Source organism: Aminomonas paucivorans DSM 12260, assembly GCF_000165795.1.
In the GTDB taxonomy this organism is placed as follows: Bacteria; Synergistota; Synergistia; order Synergistales; family Synergistaceae; genus Aminomonas; species Aminomonas paucivorans.
This window is the reverse complement of the sequence record NZ_CM001022.1, coordinates 485608-503979: the sequence shown is the minus strand read 5'-3', so window position 1 is coordinate 503979 and position 18372 is coordinate 485608. Positions and strand designations below refer to the sequence as shown.

The following is an 18372-nucleotide window of genomic DNA, read 5'->3' as shown; positions in this document are numbered from 1 at the left end:
CGCCTCCCTTCGTCCCAAGTCCCGCCCGAAAGCTAAAGGTCCCAGCGATGTCCCGCAGCGGCCCAGTCCACCCGGTCGAACCGGGACGCCAGAACCAGGGCGGCCTGAAAACCCGTACAGTGCCCCGGCAGCCACCGTTCCACCCGGAAGCGCTTCGCCAGGTGGTCCGCCAGGGCTTCCAGCCAGGAGACGGACCCGTGGCTCAGGTGCATCCCCCCCACCACGGTGTGGAAGCGATCCATCCCGAAACGCTTCGTCGCGGCCTCCAGGATGTTGGCCACCCCCGCGTGGGCGCACCCCAGGATCACCGACCACCCTTCCTCTCCCTCCACCACCAGGGAAAGGTCGTCCTCCATGGGGTCCTGCTCGAACCCTCCTCCGGCGACGGGGCGCACCAGGTTCGCGTCCGGGGGCACCCATCGGGCCTCCCGTTCCTCCAGGGGGACGGGCAGGATCCAGACCCGGGGCAGCACCTCCACGGGCTCCCGGTCCAGGGTGCGCACGTCCCGATGCTCCAGGTTCAGATCCGCCCCCACGAACTGCTTCTCCCCTCCCCGCGTCACGGCGAAGTGACCGCTCCCCGCCTGGGCATGCATCCACAGGGGGCCGCGAAACCCCATCTCGTACAGGAGGCCGAAGCCTCTGGCGTGGTCGTTGTGGCCGTGGCTCAACACCCCCAGGTCCGGCTTGGCGGGGTCGATGCCCAGAAAACGCAGGTTGTGCTCCAACACCCGCCCCATGCCCGCATCCAGGATCAGGCACCCCCGAGGAGTCTCCAGGAGGGCGGACCACCCCGCCTCCCCCAGAAGCCCGTCCTTGCCCACCATCTGGTCCACCAACACGCGAAGCCTCATGGGCACCCTCTCCCTTCTTTCTTCCGTCTAGGCCACTTCCACCCGGTTCCGCCCCGATTCCTTGGCCCGGTACATGGCTTCGTCGGCCCGCTGCACCAAGGTCTCCGGGGGTTCCCCGGGAACGTAGACCGCCACGCCGAAGCTGGCCGTGAAGGGCACCGGAGTGGCCCGAGTCACCGTCTCCAGCTCCAGGCGCAGCTTCTCTGCCAGGGCGGCGCCCCCCGGCCCATCCACCGGGGCCACCACCAGGAACTCCTCCCCCCCCCACCGTCCGAAGTGGTCCCCGGTGCGCAGACACCCCCGGACGATGCGGGAAAAGGCCCGCAGGGCACAATCCCCCTCCTGGTGTCCGTACCGGTCGTTGATGGACTTGAACCGGTCGATGTCGCAGAGGATCACCGTCAGGGGGTTGCCGTATCGATCCGCCCGTCGCGTCTCCGCCATCAGCTCCCGCTCGATGCTGCGCCGGTTGAGTGCTTCCGTCAGCGGGTCCAGGGAGGCGGAGCGGCGTAGCTCCTCCATCTTCTCGTCCAGCTCCTCCACCTGCCCGTCCAGCTCCAACTCCCGGAGCTTTCGGTTCGTCACGTCCCGGTTCACCCCCCGGTACCCCCCCAGGGAACCGTCCTCCCGGAAGAAGGGGCGGGCGTTGGTCTCCCAGTAGACCAGGGCGTCCCGGCCGATCCAGGCGCTTTCCTCCCACAGGAAGTCCTCCCCCTTGGCGGCCCGGATACGGAAGAGCTTCTGCATCCGCACCCCCTCCTTGTGGGGCATGAGGGAAAAGGGGGTCCGGCCCACCAGCTCCTCCGGCTTCATGCCCAGGAGGCCCTCCACCTGCGGTCCCAGGAAGGTGAAGACCCCCTGTGCGTCCACCTCCCAGATCAGGTCGTGCACCGACTCCACCAGGTCCCGGTAGTGTCCCTCCCGAACCGCTCGCTCCCGTCGCCGCCGCAGGCGCCCCATCAGCCGCCGTCCCCCCAGATACCCCAGCAGGGCGCCTCCGGCCGCCATCCCCCCGGCGGCCATCCCCCAGCGGCGGGACGGGGACCCCAGGGACTTCCACCCCCCCAGGGGCAGGGTAGACAGGTTCCATCCCCCCGGGGTGAGGGGGACGAAGACCCGGACGGGTCTGCGGGCCAGCGTCAGGGGGTCTCCGTGAAAGACCCTCCCGGATCGGGCGTCCTGAAGGGCCAGCTCCAGCCGTCCGGGAAGGACCGCCACCTCCGGAGCCTCCAGGAACCCCTGGAGGGAGACCACCGCCACCAGAGGCCCCGAGGCTCCCCGGAAGGCCCGGTCCAGGGGGGCCAGCACCAGGAGTACCCGTTGTCCCCCCGGGAGATCCAGGGGCCCCAGGCTCCCCCGGAAGGTCCGCAGGTCCTCCCCGGCCAGCGCCGCCTTGGCCGAAGGGACCTGCCAGGGATGGCTCCCCGGACGACGCCCCCCTCGGTCCGGGTCCAGGGCCAGGAGGGGGCGCGTCCGATCCAGCAGGAAGACCCCCCGCACCTCCGGGTAGAGCCGGGAGAGGGTCCGGGCGGCCAGGTCGAAATCCCGCCGGGGGGGCACCCGTCCCCCCCATTGGACGGGCAGGTCCCCCAGAACCCGCTCGATCCCCCGGTTTCGGGCCACCAGGCGATCCCGAAGGGCCTCCCCCGCCGCCAGCACTTCCCCCCGCAGGCGGGCCTCCTCCCCCCGACGCTGGACCAGCATCAGGGAACAGACCACCCCCCAGGCCACCAGGGCGCAGACCAAGGCGATGCCCAAGGGCCAAAGCTCCTGGTGGACGCAGGGAAGGGGACGACGGAGCCCCTTGCTCGCAACGAACCGGGGAGAGGGTTTGGTCGATCTCTTCATGCCCTCATCATAAGCCCTGGAAGGTTCCCCGAGCCACAGGGAAGGGGAAGAGGGAGTCGAAGCTCGCCTCCCATGGATCCCCCCCAGACGCGACCTTCTCGTCTCCCCCCTGGGAGCGGACTTGGCTGCCGATCCTCCCTGCGTTAGGATGCGAGACATCTTCTGGAACGACGAGGTGAACCGATCATGAACATTCGACCCGCCACGCCCGCCGACGCCCTGTCCATCGGGACGGTGCGCTGCACCGCCTGGCGCCACGCCTACGAAGGGCTCGTCCCCCGGGAGATCCTGGGCCACCTGGACCCCCGGGAGGACGTGCCCCGGTTCCTCCCCGTCCTGGTCGACCCGGACGGGATCTTCCTGGTGGCGGAAGAGGAGGGGGAGGTGACGGGGTTTCTCTTCGGGGGAGCCAACCGAGACCTGGAACCCTCCCCCTACGAAGGAGAGATCTACGCCCTCTACGTGCTGCCCCCCCGGCAGCGCCGGGGGACGGGCACCGCCCTGCTGGACCGGTTCGCCCAGGCCTGGGTGTCCCGGGGCCGCTGGTCCGCCTTGGCCTGGGTCCTGGAGAAGAATCCCTACGAGGACTTCTTCCCCCGTTCCGGAGCCAGACCCCTGGATCGCCGGGAGATCCTCCTGGAGGGAACTCCTCTTTCGGTGCGGGGCTACGGCTTCCAGGACCTGAGAGGGCGAGGGGAGGGGGGGCGCTGACCACCGCCCCTCCCCGAGAGAAACCGTATTCCGTTTAAGGTGTACTATAGGGGCGTTCGATCCCTGCGGAAACGACCTCGGCATCCGCCGTCGGCCCTTCCGCGGCCCGTTGCCCCTTCCGCCGGGCTTTTTCCGTTCCCCTCTCCCCGGAGAAGCCCGATCTCCCCAGCCCCAAGGCCGACCGCGCCCCAAGGCTCCGGCGGAGGGCGAGCGACGGCCCCGAAGGAGCCCTCGGCTCGGGTTGGGAGGAGGGAACGCTTTGAGCAACCTCGTGGAACGGGTGAGCACCGCGCTCATCCAGGAAGCCCTTCGGTACGTGGAGAAGGACCCCATGGAGAACATGCCCCGCCTGGTGGCCCTGGCGGAGCGGCTCGTCATCGACCCGCAGCATCGCTTCTACCTGAGGGTCTTCCGGGAATACCTCCAGAACCCCTCCAACAACTGGTACCGCTTCACCGAAAAGCTCTTCACGGAGCTGTCCCCCGCCGCCAAGAAGGCCTTCCTGGTCAACTACCTCCTCCACTCGGGCATCCTGGGCATCCCCAAGAGGGAACGGCTCCAGGCGGAACTGGGGCGCCACATCCCCTGGGCCCTCCTCCTGGACCCCACCACGGCGTGCAACCTGCGCTGCCTCGGGTGTTGGGCGGCGGAGTACGCCAAGACCGATTCCCTGAGCCTGGACCTGCTGGACCGGATCATCCGGGAGGGCAAGGAGCTGGGGATCTTCATGTTCCTCTACTCCGGGGGGGAACCCCTGATGCGGAAGGAGGACCTCCTGACCCTGGCGAGGCGACACGATGACTGCGCCTTCCTGGCCTTCACCAACGCCACCCTGGTGGACGCCCCCTTCGCGGCGGAGCTGGGAAGGCTGGGGAACCTGGCCCTGGCCATCAGCGTGGAGGGAGACGAGGAAACCACGGACGCCCGCCGGGGAGCCGGAACCTACCGAAAGGCCCTGGCGGCCATGGACCTCCTTCGAGACGAAGGGGTCGTCTTCGGGTTCTCCACCTGCACCCACCGGGACAACGCGGAGCGGGTGGCCTCCGACGCCTTCGTGGACTCCATGGTCCGCAAGGGGTGCCGGTTCGGCTGGTTTTTCACCTATATCCCCATCGGGCGCTGCGCCGCGCCGGAGCTTCTGACCACCCCCGAACAGCGGGAACGCATGTTCCACCGGATCCGGGCCATGAGGCGGGAAAAGCCCATCTTCCTGATGGACTTCTGGAACGACGGGGACTACGTGGGCGGCTGCATCGCCGGGGGAAGGAAATACCTGCACATCAACGCCCGGGGGGACGTGGAGCCCTGCGCCTTCATCCACTACGCCGACGCCAACATCCGGGATTGCAGCCTTCTGGAGGCCCTGGACTCCCCCCTGATGCGGGAATACCGGAAGGGGCAACCCTTCCACCCCAACCTCCTCCGTCCCTGCCCCCTCCTGGACAACCCGGAAAAGCTGCGGGAGATGATACGCCACTCCGGCGCCCGTTCCACCCAGCCCCTGGACGAGGAATCCGCGGAGACCCTGACCGCCAAGGTGGAGGGAGCGGCGGCCCGATGGGCCCCCGTGGCGGATCGGCTCTGGGAGGAGCTGCGGCGGGGAACCGACCCGGGGGAAGACGCCGGAACAGGCTAAACGCCCAGGGGTTTCGGCCCATCCCCGCCGCCGAAGGGACCCGGGGGGTTAACCTAAAGGGGACAAAACAACGCAATAACGTTGCAAAATAGACGACCCGCCTGTACCATGCAACTCGGTGGCGATTTTTAGGTGTAATCCGCATCGCCGCCGGGAGACGCGGGAACCCCTTCCCGGGTCTCGGGGAGGAGGTCCTGCCCGTTGTCCCTGAGCGCTCGTCTGGCGTCCCTGGGTTCCCTTCTGGTGGCGCTGTTTTTCGGTTCCTTTCTTCTGGGGCGCTACCCCGTACCTCCCCAGGACGTGGTCTCCCTGCTCCTGGAGTCCCTGGGGGGATCCTCCGCCGCCGTGGACGACACGAGGCGCACCGTGGTGGTGCACGTGCGTCTGCCCCGCATCCTGGGGGCCATCCTGGTGGGCGGCGCCCTTTCCGTCTCCGGGGCGGCCTACCAGAATCTCTTCAAGAACCCCCTGGTCTCCCCGGGCATCCTGGGGGTCTCCGCCGGAGCCAGCTTCGGGGCCGCCATGGGGATGCTTGCCTCCCTCGGCTGGTCGGGCATCCAGGCCGCCGCCTTCGCCCTGGGGCTGTTCGCCGTGGGCTGCGCCTTCCTCATCGGCCGCCTGGTGGGTCGGGATTCCCTGGTGGTGCTGGTCCTGGGGGGGATGGTGGTCTCCGCCCTCTTCCAGGCCTTTCTCTCCCTGATCAAGTTCGTGGCGGACCCGATCAACACTCTGCCGGCCATCACCTTCTGGCTCATGGGGGGGCTCTCCCGGGTCAGCCTGGAGGACATCCGGGCCTCCCTGCTCCCGGTGCTCCTCCCCCTGGGAGCCTTCTGGGTCCTCCGGTGGCCCCTCCACGCCCTCTCCACGGGGGAGGAGGAGGCCGCCACCCTGGGGGTGCCCGTGAAGACCCTGCGCTTCGCCGTCATCCTGGGATCCACCCTGCTCACGGCGGTTTCGGTAAGCATCAGCGGCATCATCGGGTGGGTGGGCCTCCTGGTGCCCCACATGGCCCGCGCCCTGGTGGGCCCCTCCTTTCCCGCCCTGCTTCCCGCGTCGTTCCTCCTGGGGGGAGCCTTTCTCCTCCTGGTGGACAACCTCTGTCGCACCCTCTTCGCCGCGGAGATCCCCCTGGGCATCCTCACCTCCCTGGTGGGGGCCCCCTTCTTCCTGGTCCTCCTGACCCGCGCCCGAAAGGAGTGGGGGAAATGCTGAGGGTGGAGGGACTCTGGTTTGCCTACCCCCGAAGGGAACCCACGCTCCGGGACATCTCTCTCCACGCCCGGGCGGGGGAAAGCCTCTGTCTCCTGGGGCCCAACGGCACGGGCAAGACCACCCTGCTCCGCTGCATCCTGGGCGTGTCGCCCCCCATGCGGGGTTCCGTCCGCCTGGCGGGGAAGGACCTGCGCCGACTGGGAGCCCGGGATCGGGGCCACCTGGTGGCCTACGTCCCCCAGGCGGGGGAGACCCCCTTCGCCTTCCAGGTCCGGGACCTGGTGCTCATGGGGCGCATCCCCTATCTGGGCTGCGGCCGCAGCCCCACCCGGGAGGACCACCGGGCCGTGGAGTCGGCCCTGGACGAGCTGGGGATCCGCCCCCTGGCGAATCGGCGTTTCAACGAGCTGAGCGGCGGGGAACGGCAGCTCACCCTGCTGGCCCGGGCCCTGGCCCAGGACGCCCGGGTGCTGGTGCTGGACGAGCCCACCGCCAACCTGGACTACGGCAACCAGATCAAGGTCCTGCGGGCGGTGCGCTCCCTTTCCGGCCGAGGGTACACGGTGGTGATGTCCAGCCACTTCCCTAACCACGCCTTTCTCGCCAGCAGCCGGGTGCTCCTCCTGCGGGACGGGACCCTGCTGGCGGACGGCCCCCCGGAGGAAGTGGTCACGGGGGAGCGGCTGACGGACCTCTACCAGGCCTCGGTTCGGGTGGTGGCCGCCTCGGAGCGGGGTCAGGAGGACAAGGAAATCCGGGTGTGCGTCCCCGTTCTGGGGTAGACGCCCGAATCGAACGAAGGAGCGTGGACGGGATGGTGCGGATGCAGGGAAGGTGGAAAAAGACAGTTTGGGGAGTCCTGGCAGCGGGATGGGTGCTGCTGGCGGCGGGAGCCGCCCTGGCCGCTCCTCGGATCGTCACGGACATGGGGGGCAGGAAGGTCACCGTTCCCGGGGAGATCCGCCGGGTGCTGATCACGTGCTACGGCGGGGCCACCCACGAGGTGGCGGTGCTGGGCTGCGCCGACCGGATCGTGGGGCAGCCGGACATGAAGCGCTTTCCCGCCCTGGTGGACCTGTTTCCCCGCTTCGCCAAGAGCCCCGACGCGGGGTCCTTCGACAACGTGAACGTGGAGGAGGCCCTGAAGCTGAAGCCCCACGTGGTGATCGCCAGCGTCACCGCCTCCAAGGGCAACAAACAGCTGGAGGAGGCGGGACTGCCGGTGGTGCAGGTGCTCACGGGGCGGGCGGACGTGCCCAAGCTGCTTCAGGAGTTTCGCATGCTGGGCGAGCTGTTGGGGCAGGAAAAGCGGGCCGCCAGGCTGGTGGCCTACTGGGAGAGGAAGCTCAAGCTCCTGGCGGACCGCACCGCCTCCATCCCCCAGAAGGACCGCAAGCGGGTCTACTACCTGCTGGGGGACTTCCTGCACACCAACGGAAGCGCCTGGTGGGGGGAGGCCCTGATCCGCACCGCCGGAGGGATCAACGTGGCCTCCGAACTGGGCAAGGTGCGGGAGGTGAACGTGGAGCAGCTCCTGGCCTGGAATCCCGAGGTGATCCTCATCAGCCCCAACGAGGGGCGCCCCCTGACCAAGGCGGACGTGGCCGGGCACCCCCAGCTGCGGAACCTGAGGGCGGTGAAGGAGGGGAACCTCCACACCTGCCCCATCGGCGCCTTCTGGTGGGACCGTCCCTCCCCCGAGGCCATCCTGGGCTTCCTCTGGCTGGCCAAGACCCTCTACCCGGAGCGCTTCCTGGACCTGGACCTGAAGAAGGAGACCCGGGACTTCTACGCCGCGTTCTACGGCTCCGCCCCCACGGACGCCCGGATCGAAGGGTTCTTCGATCCCCTGGGTTCCCGTCGGTAGACTGAAAATCATTTGAAGGAGGACGAATCCATGTACAAGCCCCGCATCGCCCCCCGCCTGGCGGCCCAGGAACGCCCCCGGGCCCTGCGCACCCTCCAGTCCGTGGCGGAAGGCCTCAAGGTCTACGAGACCGTGGCCTCGGGCCTCCGCTGCGGCCTCTTCGACTGGCTCGAAACCCGGGGCGAGACCCCTCGGGAGGAGGTGGCGGAGGGGCTTCGGATCCACGGAAGCCTCTGCCGAAGCTACCTTCAGGTGTTCTGCGACCTGGGGCTTCTGGTGAAGGAGCCCGGGGACCGGTACCGCAACAGCGCCCTGGCCTCGGAGGCTCTGGTGTCCACCAGCCCCCTCTACCAGGGAACCTGGTTCCTCCAAAGCGGGACGGAGGGGTCCCGTTGGCGCTCCCTGGACTCCACCCTCCGGATGGAGGAACCTCCCCGGGGAGCCTTCGCCGACGGCCCCAGCGAGCCCTTCATCCAGGCATTGGCCCAGCGGGCCCTCCAGGGAGAGCTTCAGGGGGTGGTCCGGGCGGTGACGGAGTGGAAGGGCTTTGCCCAGGCCCGGGAGCTGCTGGACGTGGGGGGCGGGCACGGGCTCTACGCCCTGGCCCTCTGCCAGGAGAACCGGAACCTGCGGGCCACGGTGCTGGACAAACCCCACGTGATCCCCTTCGCGGAACCCTACATCGCCGAGGCGGGACTGGAAAACCGCGTGCAAACCCGGGGAGGCGACGCCATGGAAGGAGAGCTGGGGGGGCCCTACGACCTGATCCTGGTCTCCCACCTGCTCTACAAGTTCCGCAAGGAGCTTCCCGACTTCCTCTCCCGGGCCGCCGCAGCCCTGCGCCCGGGGGGGATGCTGGTGTCCCACCACTGGTTCTGCCGCCCCGGCTGCACCTCCTCCGCCCCGGGCATCCAGGACCTGGAGCAGTGTCTCCAGAGCTTCGGACACCCCCTGTGCCACGTGGAGACGTTCCTGGACCTCTTCCGGGAGGCGGGGCTGGAGCCCCTGGGCGAGGGGGTGGAGATCCCGGGCAACCTGGGTCCCTCCCTGGTCCACCGGGCCTGCAAACCCCTGGGGACCCCCCGATGACTCCCGACTTCACCCCCGGGGCGATCCTTCGGGAGACCGCCGGGCACCTGCGGGAACGTCTGGGAGAAACCCTCTACGAGGGCCTCACCCTGGAGCGGGCCGTGTTCGGCCTGTTCTTCACGGGGGTCAAGCTCAGCGACGGCGCGGGAGGCATCAGCTTCACCCCCGTGAAGGCGATCCCCGAGGCGGTGTGCTGCCCCAGCTCCGCCCGGGCCATGCCCCTCTCGGGGAGGCTGCGGGGAACCCCCGTCGCCCGGATCGTGGAGGAATCCCACGGAGGGACCCCCCTGAAGAAGGCCCTGGGGATCGCGGTGCTCAACGCCCTGTCCACCTCCCTGGAGGCCCGAGAGGGCTTCCGGGGCTACCGGGTGGTCCCGGGACCGGACGCTCTGGACAGCGTGGAACTGGTGGACGGGGAGAACGTGGTGATCGTGGGAGCCCTGGCGCCCTTCATGAAACGCCTCAAGGGGGAGCGCAAGCCCTTCACGGTGCTGGAGATGGATCCCCGGACCCTGAAGGCCGACGAGATGCCCTTCTACGCCCCCGCGGAAGAGGCTCCCCGGAGGATTCCCGGGGCGGACCTGGTGGTGGTCACGGGTACCACCCTGGTGAACGATACCCTGGAGGGGCTGCTTTCCCTGGTCCGCCCCGGGGCCCGGGTGGTGCTGGTGGGTCCCACCGCCAGCCAGTACCCCGAGGCCTTCTTCCGCCGGGGGGTGTCCCTCCTGGGAGGCATCCGGGTCACCGGGGCGGACGACCTGCTGGACCTCCTGGCGGAGGCGGGATCGGGGTACCACTTCTTCGGGAAATGCGCCGATCGGGTGACCCTGACGAGGGAACGGGAAGGGGAGAAAAAATAACCGCAACCATGTTGCGCTTTTCCCGAACCTGCGCTATGCTCTGTCCATCGGGGTTTGATCCCCTCCCCCTTCGGGGAGAAACGGCGCCCGCCCTCGGTCGCCCCCCTGGGATCAGCTTCTCTTCAGCCCCGAGAGGAATTCTCTCTCCCCTTATGGGACCCTGCGTCCCAACCCCCGGAAGGAGCCGCCCGCACCGGCGGCTCCTTCGCCCTTTTTGCGGATCCCCCCTAGCCCCCTCCCTTAGCGAAAGGCGTCGAAGAGATAGGCGAAGCTCCGCCCCCGCACGGGACGGCCTCCGTACCCCTCCCGCAGGCTCTCGCAGGCCTCCGTCAGCAGTTCCGGCTTCACCCCGTAGCGCACCGACAGGGCGGCCTCCAGGTAGGCGGCGAACTTGTCCCCCCAGTCCAGCAGCCTTCCGTCCACCACCGTCCAGCCCTCCCCCTCCCGCCGATCCCCCTCTTCCTCCTCGGGGCAGGGGCGGACCTCCCCTTGGGGCGACCGGGCCCGGTCGACGAACTCCTCCTCCGTGAAGAACCGCAGGTCCGCCGCCACCTGATGGGGGAGCAGGGGGTAGACCTTCTCCCCCATCAGGTCCCGTTCCAGCCCCTTGAGCAGCCCCTCCAGTCCCGCCACCTTCTTGACCGGGGAGATCACGTCCCGGGTGAGCACCTCCGGCAGGTCGTGGAAGAGCCCCGCGAAGAAGTTCCAGGCCCGACGCCGGGGGGAAAGGCCCAGCTCCAGGGAGAGCAGGTAGCCCAGGAGGGCCACGAAGAACATGTGCCCCAGCACGGAGGTCTCGGGGATGCGGGGGATGCGGGTCCACCGTTTCTGGAAGCGCAGCTGCGCCACCAGGTCCACGAAGTCGCAGGTCCGGGAGGAGGGGGCCTCCGCCAGGCGCAGCAGGGTGTGGCGCACCAGGGGAACCGTCATGTGCTCCTCCAGCCGGGCCCTCAGCTCCCTGCGGGTCTCCGCCGCCCCGAAGAGCCCCGCCGCCAGGGGGTGGATGAGCTGGTGTTCCCAGGAGGTGGCCAGGTAGTTCGCCGCCCCCGTCACGGCCCGCAGGGGGGTCCGGCTCCCCCATCCCTCCAGGTACGCTCCGAACCGCCGGAACAGCTCCGGGGAAAGCTCCTCCAGGGGACGCTCCCACTGGTCCAGCACCCAACGGTTCAGCTCCGGCGCGGCGCTCTCCATGAGACGGTAGAACACCGGGGGCTTCAGGTCCGTGAGCACGACCCTCTGGAGAAACTCGAACACCAGCGCCTCCGCCAGCTCCGGCAGGTCCTCCTCCGAAAGCCCCCCGTCGCTTCGGGCCACGAGGAAGGCGATGATCCCCTTGTGGGCCTGCTTGTCCATCTCCACCAGCCGCACCGGGCGGGGGTGGTCGTTCCACCGCTCGATGCTGAAGGCGGAGAACAGGGTCTCCAGAAGGTCACGAGAAATCAAGGTCTTCTCCTCCTTTCCGACTTCCGCGGGGCGCCCGGTCCGCCGCCAGGACCCGCAGGGAATCCTCCAGATCCTCCGGGGTGAACACCTCCAGGGTCCCCACCCGGGGACGGGGGTCCCGGTCCAGGGCGCTCCAGACCTGCCGACGGACCTCCGGGGCCAGCCAGGAGAGGCTCACGTGATCCTCCCCCCGGCGCACCCCGTGGAGGTGCAGCACCTTCGTCCGGTCCAGCCACCGCTTCAAGGAGGCCTCCACGTCCCATCCCCCCGCCACCAGGTGCCCCACGTCGAGGCACACCCCCAGGCCATGCTCCTCCACCAGCTCCCCCGCCCAGGCGAAGTCGTAGTCCAGGGTCTCCGCGCAGAGGTCCCGGGGACGCTCCGCGGCGGCGCACAGCGCCTCCAGGGACCGGCTGCACCGATCCTGCCACCGCGCCCCGTCCCGGGAGGGGATCCGTCCCCGCTCGTCCCCGCAGAGGTGCAGCACCCAGGCGAAGGGCTCCAGGGGACGGCAGAGGTCCATCCAGCGCAGGCACTGGTCCAGGGCCCCGAGGCGTTCCGTCTCCTGAACGCTCCCCAGGCGGGCCTCCGAGGGAAGGTGCACCGTGTAGGACAGCCCCGCCTCCTTCCCCAGGCGACGGAGCCCCGAAATCTCCTCCTGCCCGGGAAGGTTGCACCCCTCCGGGCAATCCCAGAACACCAGCTCCACGTCCTGCACCTGCCTCGCCAAGAGGACCGCGTTCTCCAGGGTCCCCACGGGGCGGACACAGGAGGGAGCCCCCACCCGCAAGCCCACGAAGGGCCCGTTCCCCTTCTCCACCGCCCCTCCTCCTTCCTTTCCCGAACACGTCGCTTTCCGAAGGGGACCGGCAAGGTTTCCCTTCCCCATTCTCCTCGCCTGTGCCCCCGGGCCGCAAACCCCTTCCCTCGACGGGAAGACGCACACGCCCCCGGGCCGGGAGAACCCGAGCCGGGGGCGTGTGCGGTGGACCTTATCATGGAAGGGCAAAGGGAAACGTCAGGGCGCGGGCTCCGGAATCCCCGCCACCTCCAGGGCCAGCTCCCGGACCCGGTCCGCCAGAGCGGAGGGCTCCAGCACCTCCGCGCAGGGGGCGCTGGCCAGGACCCACCGGGCCACCTCGTCCAGATCCGGGACCCGGGCAGCCAGCACCACCGCCCCGTCGTCCTGCTGCACCAGAACCTGGGAGGGATGCCACCGGGTCTCCGACACCACCGAGGCCAGGGGGGGGCGGATGCGCACCGAGACGGGATGGCGTCCCTCCCCCGGTGCTGCATACCAGGCCGAGGCCGCCAGGGAGGCGAGGCACTCGTCGCCGAGAGGAGGGACGTAGTCCTCCCCCCCCAGGGGGACCAGGGAGCGGATGCGCCCCACCCGCCAGGTGCTCTCGTTTCCGTGGGCCACCGTGCGCCCCCAGAGGTACCAGGCATGGGCCCGGAAGAACACCCCCCAGGGATCCGCGTGCTGTTCCCGGAAGGCCTTGTCCCCGTAGGGGGAGCGGTACCGGAACCGCACCCTCTGGCGGTTGGCGATGGCCCCCAGGAGGGCCTCGAAGACCCCCGGGTCCAGGGCCGAAACGGGCTGGGCCACCACGGCGCAGCGGCCGAGCCGCTCCCCCTGGGCCGCCAGATTCTCCGGCAGCAGGCCCTTGAGCTTGTTCCAGAGGACCTCCCCGTCCCGGGCCAGGTGGGGCAGGAAGTGGGCGGCCATGCCCAACCCCGCCGCCAGCAGGGTGACCTCCCGATCGTTCAGCTCCGCACGGAGCAGAAAACGCCCTCGCCCCTTCATGGAGTAGGTGCGGTAGCGAGGGTCGTACTCGATCTGCGCGTCGAACTCCTCCCGAAGGAGCTTCAGATCCCGTTCCAGGGTCCGGTCGCACTGGTATCCGAGCCGCTGGAGGAGATGCCTCCGGGAGGGGCGGGGGGTCTCGTGGAAGAGCCGCATCAGTTCGTGAAGACGAGCCAATCGGACAGAGCTGAGATCCCTGGACACGAACACGCCTTCTTTCTACATAAAAGCAATAGTTCGTATGCGATAAACGCCGACAGATATTTCACTGCCATCCTAAGGAGTTCCCCGTTTCCCGCAAGTGCCCGGAGTCCCGATTGAACCGACAGAAGATTGCCGGTTTCTCCGTTTTCCGGGACTTCGTCGGCGAAAACCCTCGAAGCCCCTTTCTTTCCTCCTGGTCCGACCCTAGCACTTTCGGGCGACGCCTTACGTCGCCCCATCAAAAAAGCGCCCCCGAAGGGGCGCTTTCTCGAAAACACCGGGGCCGTCGGCCTCACTTCAGGGGGATGCGGATCTCCGTGCGGCACTTCTCCGGAGGGGTGCGGGTCGGATCGTCCAGGTACACCTCCAGGCTCGGGGCGAACTGCACCTCCCGGCCGCTTCCGGGAAGCCACTGGCCGAAGATGCGTCGGTAGGCGTCGTGGAGCCCCTCGTAGGGCCCCGTGTGCAGGTACACCGCGTAGTCCCCCCCGGCGAGGCGCTGCACCGAGAGCCCCTCGTCGGGGACGAACCCCGGGGGCACGGTGGCGCACACGTCCAGGCGGATCTTGTCCGGCTCCGTCACGTCCGGGTCGTCGTAGCAGATGCCGAGGAACAGGGTCCCGGGGCCGAAGGTCTTCTGCAGCTTGGGGAACGAGCAGAGCTTCTCCCACGCGGCGGCGCACTCCGCGTAGGGACCGGTGTGGCGCAGAAAGGCCACGTCCAGGGGCTCCAGGGTCCGGATTTCCACGTTCATGGGAACTCCTCCTTCAGGGTGGTGCGGGGATCGCGGCCTCACGGAGGGGTCGCGGGAGGATCGGGCCCCCTGACGGTAGGCCCCCGGGGGGACGCCGAAGTGGCTCCGGAAGGCCCTGGTGAAGGCCTCCTGGGTCTCGTATCCCGCATCTGAAGCCACCGTCACCAGATCCCGGGAGCCGTAGCGCAGCTCCAGGGCGGCCCGCTCCAGACGCAGGCGTCGGGCGTACTCCCCCACGGACTCCCCCACCAGCCCCGCGAAGAGCCGATGGAAGTGGTAGGGGGAGAACGAGACCTCCCGGGCCAGGTCCTCCAGGCGGATGGGTTCGTCCAGATGCTGCCAGATGTACCGCTGCGCCAGGAGGATCCTCTCTTCGTACGCCTCTCGGGTACCTTCCCTCACGGGCATCACCTCCACACAGGAGCCTACAGAAAGTTCGCCCCGGCCTCCTGTCCGTTCTTGCGCACCTGGGCCCCTCGGGAAGGGAGGGAATCGGTTGGCGTTCTTCCTCTCCACGTGCCACAATAAGGAGATGCAGCCCCCTTGGGGAGACACGAAGGAAAGGGGAGGGACCCCACGTGAACGAACCGGCCCGCGAAGCGGACGCGCCGCGCAAGAGCCTGCACTTCCTGGAGGAGATCATCACCCGGGACCTGGAGGAGGGCAAGACCCGGGAAGTGGTGACCCGCTTCCCCCCGGAACCCAACGGCTACCTGCACATCGGGCACGCCAAGTCCATCTGCCTGAACTTCGGCCTGGCGGAACAGTTCGGGGGGCGGTGCAACCTGCGCTTCGACGACACCAACCCCGCCAAGGAGGAGACGGAGTACGTCCGGTCCATCCAGGAGGACGTGCGCTGGCTGGGCTTCCAGTGGGCGGAGCTGCGCTACGCCTCGGACTACTTCGCCCAGTTCCACGCCTGGGCGGTGGAGCTGATCCGCAAGGGTCTGGCCTACGTGGACTCCTCCTCCCCGGAGGAGATCCGAGCCGGCCGGGGCACCCTCACCCGTCCGGGCTCCCTCTCCCCCTACCGGGACCGCTCCGTGGAGGAGAACCTGGACCTCTTCGGGCGCATGACCCGGGGGGAGTTCGACGAGGGGGCCTGCGTCCTGCGGGCCAAGATCGACATGGCCAGCCCCAACCTGAACCTGCGGGACCCGGTGCTGTACCGGATCCTCAAGCGGAGCCACCACCGCACCGGGGACACCTGGTGCGTCTACCCCATGTACGATTTCGCCCACGGCTTCGAGGACGCCATCGAGGGGGTCACCCACTCCATCTGCACCCTGGAGTTCCAGGACCACCGCCCCCTGTACGACTGGTTCCTGGAGCACGTCTCCGTGCCCTCCCGACCCCGGCAGTTCGAGTTCGCCCGGCTGAACCTGAGCTACACCGTCATGAGCAAGCGCCGCCTCCTGGAGCTGGTGACCCTGGGGATCGTCTCCGGGTGGGACGACCCTCGGATGCCCACCATCAGCGGCCTGCGGCGGCGGGGCTACACCCCCTCCTCCATCCGGCGCTTCTGCGCCGAGATCGGGGTGGCCCGGGCGGACAGCATGGTGGAGATCGAACTGCTCCAGCACTGCCTCCGGGAGGAGCTGAACCGCACCGCCCTGCGGCGCATGGCGGTGCTGCGCCCCCTGAAGGTGGTGCTGGAGAACTGGCCCGAGGACCGGGTGGACGAGCTTCCGGCGGAGAACAACCCGGAGGACCCGGGGGCGGGCAGCCGGACCCTGGCGTTCGGCCGGGAGCTGTACATCGAGCAGGACGACTTCCGCATGGACCCGCCCAAGGGCTTCTTCCGCCTCAGCCCGGGCAGGGAGGTGCGGCTGAAGCACGCCTACCTGATCACCTGCCGAGAGGCGGTGACCGACGAGGCGGGGCAGGTGACGGAACTGCGCTGCACCGTGGACCTGGACAGCCGGGGGGGAGACGCCCCGGACGGACGGAAGGTCAAGGGGACCCTCCACTGGGTGCGCGCCCAGGACGGGGTGCCCGCCACGGTGCGTCTCTACGACCACCTGTTCACCCTCCGGGACCTGGGGGACATGGACCCGGACAAGGACTACAAGGACTACCTGAACCCCGCCTCCCTGACGGAGCTTCCCGCCCTGGTGGAACCAGCCCTGGCACAGGCCGCCCCGGGGGAACGGTTCCAGTTCCTGCGCCACGGCTACTTCTGCGCCGACGGGGATTCCACAGGGGAGCATCCCCTGTTCAACCTCACCGTGTCCCTCAAGGACTCCTGGGCGAAGGAACAGAAGAAGGGCTAGACCCGTCCCCCGAACGCCCCCGGCCCCTGCCCTTCCCCGGGCGGGGGCCGGGGTTCGCCCCCCGCGACGGTTCCCCTCGGGTTGCCGTGTTTGAAATGTTACTTCGTTGTCTCCCCTTCCCATGGTAGAGTCATGGCATCTTTCATGCCCCTCATCCCATCGGAGTGATGACATGACCATCCGCCAGAAGACCCTCGCCAACATCGCCTTCACCTTTTTCAGCCTGGTGACGGTGCTGTTTCTGTTCTCCTCCCTCCAGGCCATCCGGGAAGGGGAAAACCTGGACCGTTCAAACCTGCTGAAGGATCTGGTGCGGGTACGCCTGGCCCTGGAGGAGGAAGCCCGGGAGCTGAACCGCACCGCCGCGGACTGGGCCTTCTGGGACGACACCTACGACTTTCTCCGGGATTTCGGGGCAGACTACATCGCGGACAACCTGGAGCCTTCCAGCCTCTCCGCCCTGCGGGTCCACGACTTCCTCCTTTTCGATCCCTCCGGGCACCTGCTCCTCTCCCGGTCCGTCGATCCGGAGGAAGTGCGCCCTCTCCCCCTGCTCCCGGGCCTGGACGCCCTGGGAGGGCCGGGCCAGCCGTTCCACCTGAGCCGGGTCCCCCGGGAAGGGATAAAGGGGCTTCTCCAGGTCTCTGGGGGGACGATCCTGGCGGCGGCGCGACCCATCCTGAACTCCCAGGGACAGGGGACGCTCCGAGGGGTCCTGGTGCTGGTCCGCCGCCTCGACTCCCTCGCGCTGCAGCACCTCCGCGAACGCACCCAGGTGCACTTTGACCTCCTTCCCCTGGGGCCGCACATCGCCCCTCCTGCAGCCAGGTTCGAATCCCAGGGGGAGGATGCCCACCGGGGCTTTGTCCCCCTGGAGGACCTGACGGGAAACCCCTCCCTCTGGATCAGCGCCACCCAGCACAAGGCCCACGTCCTCCTGGCGAAGAGGAACCTGACCCACATGGCCCTGGTGTTCCTCGTGGCATCCCTCTTCTTGGGGACAGTGGCGGCCTGGGGCATGGAGCGCATCCTGATCCACCGCCTCCAACGGTTCCAGGAGGAACTTCGGGTTATCGGGGACACGGAGAACCCTGCAGGGCGAGTCACGGAGGAAGGGGACGACGAACTGGGGGACCTGGCCCGTCGGATCAACCGGACGCTGGCTTCCCTGGAGGAATCCCAACTGGCCAAGCGGCTGACCGACCGAGCCCTACGGTCGGCCCACCAAGAGCTGTCGGAGGCCTACGACAAGACGCTGGAAGGCTGGTCCTTCGCCATGGACCTGCGGGACAAGGAAACGGAGGGACACACCCTGCGGGTGACGGAGCGCACCCTGGCCCTGGCCCGGCACCTGGGCTTCCCGGAGGAGGAGCAGGCCCACCTGCGTCGGGGGGCGCTGCTCCACGACATCGGCAAGCTGGGCATCCCCGACCGGATCCTGCTGAAGGAAGGCCCCCTGACGGAGGAGGAGTGGGCGATCATGAGGCAGCATCCCGTCCTCGCCTACGAGATGCTCTCCCCCATCCGCTACCTGCACCCCGCCCTGTCCATCCCCTACTGCCACCACGAGCGGTGGGACGGCACGGGCTACCCCCAGGGCATCTCGGGGGAGCAGATCCCCCGCTCCGCCCGGCTCTTCGCGGTGGTGGACATCTGGGACGCCCTGTCCTCGGACCGCCCCTACCGCGCCGCCTGGCCCCAGGAGCGGGTGTACGAACACCTGCGCTCCCTCCGGGGCACCCACCTGGACCCCCAGGGGGTGGACGCCTTCTTCGAGACCTTCCCCCTGGAAGCGGAAAGCCGCCCCTCCTGAC

Annotated in this window: 15 protein-coding genes; 9 read left to right on the top strand and 6 right to left on the bottom strand. The window is 68.9% G+C overall.

The genetic code is table 11. The features are described from left to right. Positions 1–32: 32 nt before the first annotated feature. Positions 33–854, bottom strand: a complete 822-nt coding sequence (locus APAU_RS14550; protein ID WP_006300032.1) for an MBL fold metallo-hydrolase — start codon at positions 852–854, stop codon at positions 33–35. A gap of 27 nt (positions 855–881) precedes the next feature. Continuing rightward, positions 882–2702, bottom strand: coding sequence for a sensor domain-containing diguanylate cyclase (locus APAU_RS12415; RefSeq protein ID WP_050792451.1), 1821 nt, complete (start codon positions 2700–2702; stop codon positions 882–884). Positions 2703–2888: 186 nt separating this feature from the next. Here APAU_RS12415 and APAU_RS12410 point away from each other — a divergent pair, with 186 nt between their 5' ends. The 7 genes from APAU_RS12410 (at position 2889) to APAU_RS02160 (ending at position 10077) form a co-directional block, all read left to right on the top strand. Continuing rightward, complete coding sequence (locus APAU_RS12410; RefSeq protein WP_006300029.1) at positions 2889–3413, top strand: GNAT family N-acetyltransferase; 525 nt, start codon at positions 2889–2891, stop codon at positions 3411–3413. 259 nt (positions 3414–3672) lie between these two features. After that, positions 3673–5049, top strand: coding sequence for a radical SAM protein (locus tag APAU_RS02185; protein ID WP_006300027.1), 1377 nt, complete (start codon positions 3673–3675; stop codon positions 5047–5049). 201 nt (positions 5050–5250) lie between these two features. Further along, complete coding sequence (locus APAU_RS02180; RefSeq protein ID WP_006300025.1) at positions 5251–6261, top strand: FecCD family ABC transporter permease; 1011 nt, start codon at positions 5251–5253, stop codon at positions 6259–6261. Next, a complete protein-coding gene (locus tag APAU_RS02175) occupies positions 6255–7043 on the top strand; it encodes an ABC transporter ATP-binding protein (RefSeq protein ID WP_006300024.1) in 789 nt (262 codons plus the stop codon). The genes APAU_RS02180 and APAU_RS02175 overlap by 7 nt, the downstream gene beginning before the upstream one ends. Positions 7044–7075: 32 nt before the next feature. Further along, positions 7076–8128: an ABC transporter substrate-binding protein gene (locus APAU_RS02170; RefSeq protein WP_006300023.1), complete on the top strand. Its 1053-nt coding sequence runs from the start codon at positions 7076–7078 to the stop codon at positions 8126–8128. A 30-nt stretch (positions 8129–8158) separates the two neighbouring features. Then, positions 8159–9217: a class I SAM-dependent methyltransferase gene (locus APAU_RS02165; RefSeq protein WP_006300022.1), complete on the top strand. Its 1059-nt coding sequence runs from the start codon at positions 8159–8161 to the stop codon at positions 9215–9217. Further along, a complete protein-coding gene (locus APAU_RS02160) occupies positions 9214–10077 on the top strand; it encodes a DUF364 domain-containing protein (protein ID WP_006300021.1) in 864 nt (287 codons plus the stop codon). The genes APAU_RS02165 and APAU_RS02160 overlap by 4 nt, the downstream gene beginning before the upstream one ends. Positions 10078–10317: 240 nt before the next feature. On the opposite strand, the gene APAU_RS14545 is transcribed toward APAU_RS02160, so the two are convergent. The 4 genes from APAU_RS14545 to APAU_RS02140 form a co-directional block, all read right to left on the bottom strand. Then, the gene (locus APAU_RS14545) at positions 10318–11520 is read right to left on the bottom strand and encodes an HD domain-containing protein (RefSeq protein WP_006300020.1); all 1203 of its coding nucleotides are present in this window, start codon (positions 11518–11520) and stop codon (positions 10318–10320) included. Beyond that, positions 11507–12340 (bottom strand): cobamide remodeling phosphodiesterase CbiR, encoded by an 834-nt coding sequence (gene cbiR, locus APAU_RS02150; protein ID WP_006300019.1) that lies wholly within the window; start codon positions 12338–12340, stop codon positions 11507–11509. Before cbiR ends, APAU_RS14545 begins: the two co-directional genes overlap by 14 nt. 198 nt (positions 12341–12538) lie before the next feature. Continuing rightward, entirely contained in the window at positions 12539–13504 is a 966-nt protein-coding gene (locus APAU_RS02145) for a helix-turn-helix transcriptional regulator (RefSeq protein ID WP_040344831.1), read from the bottom strand. Positions 13505–13823: 319 nt separating this feature from the next. Further along, positions 13824–14693, bottom strand: coding sequence for an AraC family transcriptional regulator (locus tag APAU_RS02140; protein WP_156789405.1), 870 nt, complete (start codon positions 14691–14693; stop codon positions 13824–13826). A gap of 170 nt (positions 14694–14863) precedes the next feature. On the opposite strand from APAU_RS02140, the gene APAU_RS02135 reads away from it, so the two are divergent. Continuing rightward, a complete protein-coding gene (locus tag APAU_RS02135; RefSeq protein WP_006300016.1) occupies positions 14864–16558 on the top strand; it encodes a glutamine--tRNA ligase/YqeY domain fusion protein in 1695 nt (564 codons plus the stop codon). A 172-nt stretch (positions 16559–16730) separates the two neighbouring features. Beyond that, the gene (locus tag APAU_RS12870; RefSeq protein ID WP_006300015.1) at positions 16731–18371 is read left to right on the top strand and encodes a CHASE4 domain-containing protein; all 1641 of its coding nucleotides are present in this window, start codon (positions 16731–16733) and stop codon (positions 18369–18371) included. The last annotated feature ends 1 nt before the right edge of the window (position 18372 follow it).

Bases quoted from the DNA above. Each gene is read 5' to 3' on its own strand.
- APAU_RS14550 (WP_006300032.1), bottom strand. From the start codon at position 854: ATGAGGCTTCGCGTGTTGGTGGACCAGATGGTGGGCAAGGACGGGCTT.
- APAU_RS12415 (WP_050792451.1), bottom strand. From the start codon at position 2,702: ATGAAGAGATCGACCAAACCCTCTCCCCGGTTCGTTGCGAGCAAGGGG.
- APAU_RS12410 (WP_006300029.1), top strand. From the start codon at position 2,889: ATGAACATTCGACCCGCCACGCCCGCCGACGCCCTGTCCATCGGGACG.
- APAU_RS02175 (WP_006300024.1), top strand. From the start codon at position 6,255: ATGCTGAGGGTGGAGGGACTCTGGTTTGCCTACCCCCGAAGGGAACCC.
- APAU_RS02170 (WP_006300023.1), top strand. From the start codon at position 7,076: ATGGTGCGGATGCAGGGAAGGTGGAAAAAGACAGTTTGGGGAGTCCTG.
- APAU_RS02165 (WP_006300022.1), top strand. From the start codon at position 8,159: ATGTACAAGCCCCGCATCGCCCCCCGCCTGGCGGCCCAGGAACGCCCC.
- APAU_RS02160 (WP_006300021.1), top strand. From the start codon at position 9,214: ATGACTCCCGACTTCACCCCCGGGGCGATCCTTCGGGAGACCGCCGGG.
- APAU_RS02140 (WP_156789405.1), bottom strand. From the start codon at position 14,693: ATGCCCGTGAGGGAAGGTACCCGAGAGGCGTACGAAGAGAGGATCCTC.
- APAU_RS12870 (WP_006300015.1), top strand. From the start codon at position 16,731: ATGACCATCCGCCAGAAGACCCTCGCCAACATCGCCTTCACCTTTTTC.